Source organism: Mesorhizobium sp. M2A.F.Ca.ET.037.01.1.1 (assembly GCF_003998075.1).
Lineage (GTDB): Bacteria > Pseudomonadota > Alphaproteobacteria > Rhizobiales > Rhizobiaceae > Mesorhizobium.
This window is the reverse complement of record NZ_RZSA01001364.1, coordinates 1-1,318: the sequence shown is the minus strand read 5'-3', so window position 1 is coordinate 1,318 and position 1,318 is coordinate 1. Positions and strand designations below refer to the sequence as shown.

The following is a 1,318-nucleotide window of genomic DNA, read 5'->3' as shown; positions in this document are numbered from 1 at the left end:
GGCGAGGGCAGGCCGGCAAGGCCAAGGAGGATCGACATGCGCAATGCTTCCCTCTTCGACCTGTCGGGCAGGAAGGCGCTCGTCACCGGCGCCAGCCGCGGCATCGGGCGCGGCATCGCCGAGGCGCTGAGTGCGGCCGGCGCCGCTGTCGCCGTCATGGCGCGCAGCCTTGCTTCGCTGCAGGAGACGACGGAGGCGATCCGGGCCGCCGGCGGGGTTGCGCATGCCATTGCCCTGGATGTCACCGACGTCGCCCGCTGCCGCGCCGCGACCGCCGAGGCAGCCAACCTGCTTGGCGGTCTCGATATCCTAGTCAACAATGCCGGCATGGAAGAGGTCAGGCCTTCGCTCGATGTCGATGAAGCGCTCTGGGACAGGATTGTCGACACCAACCTCAAGGGCGCCTTCTTCTGCGCTCAGGCCGCCGCCCGCCACATGCGCGATGCCGGACGGCCCGGCGCCATCATCAATTTGTGCTCGCTGACCTCCGAGGTCGGCATCCCCACGGCCGTGCCCTACGGTTCGTCGAAGTCGGGCCTGCTCGGCATGACGCGGGCGCTTGCGGCGGAGTGGGCGGGTCTCGGGATCAGGGTCAACGCGATTGCTCCTGGCTATTTCAGGACGGCGATGACCGAGGTGTTCTACGCCGACGAGGCGTGGCAGCAATCGATGCTCGCCAAGATCCCGCAGCATCGCTTCGGCGACCTTTCGGACCTGCACGGCATTGCTGTCTTCCTGGCCTCGGACGCCTCATCCTACATCACGGGTCAGTGCTTTCCGGTGGATGGGGGCTTTCTTGCCTCGATCTGATGCGGTTTGCCGTGGCCGACCAACCCTGCGGACGCAGAAAAATACTGGCGAGCATTATACGTACATGTATATACTTTTCCCGCGTTTCTGAGGAGCAGCCATGTCCGAGATCAGCTTCCACGACCTCTCATCCGCCAGCGCCGAACAGCGGGCGAGCCTGCTGAAGCGCGCCGAGGCCGACCTCTCGGTCTTCGTCGAGAAGGTCCGCCCGATTCTTGATGCGGTCAGGACGGAAGGCGACTCGGCGCTGCTCCGCTTCGTCCGGGATCTGGACAAGGCCGATGTGGCCGCGGGTAATCTGAAGGTCTCGGAGGCTGAGTTCGACGCTGCCTTCGGCAAGGTCGACAAGGATGTCATCGACAGCATCCGCTTCGGCATCACAAACATCAGGCATTTCCACGAGGAGCAGCGTCCCGAGACGATGTGGCTCAAGGAAGTCCGCCCCGGCGCCTATGCCGGCGACCGTTACACGCCGATCGGCTCGGTCGCGCTTTACGTTCCCCCCGGC

General features: G+C 65.1%; 2 protein-coding genes. Both read left to right on the top strand.

Features of this window, described 5'->3' with window-relative positions; all coding sequences use genetic code 11:
- Positions 1–36 precede the first annotated feature (36 nt).
- Positions 37–810: a glucose 1-dehydrogenase gene (locus tag EOA27_RS36775; RefSeq protein ID WP_126083114.1), complete on the top strand. Its 774-nt coding sequence runs from the start codon at positions 37–39 to the stop codon at positions 808–810.
- Between the two features lie 100 nt (positions 811–910).
- Positions 911–1,318, top strand: a 408-nt coding sequence (locus EOA27_RS36770) for a histidinol dehydrogenase (RefSeq protein WP_189562328.1), incomplete at its 3' end; no start/stop codon positions are given.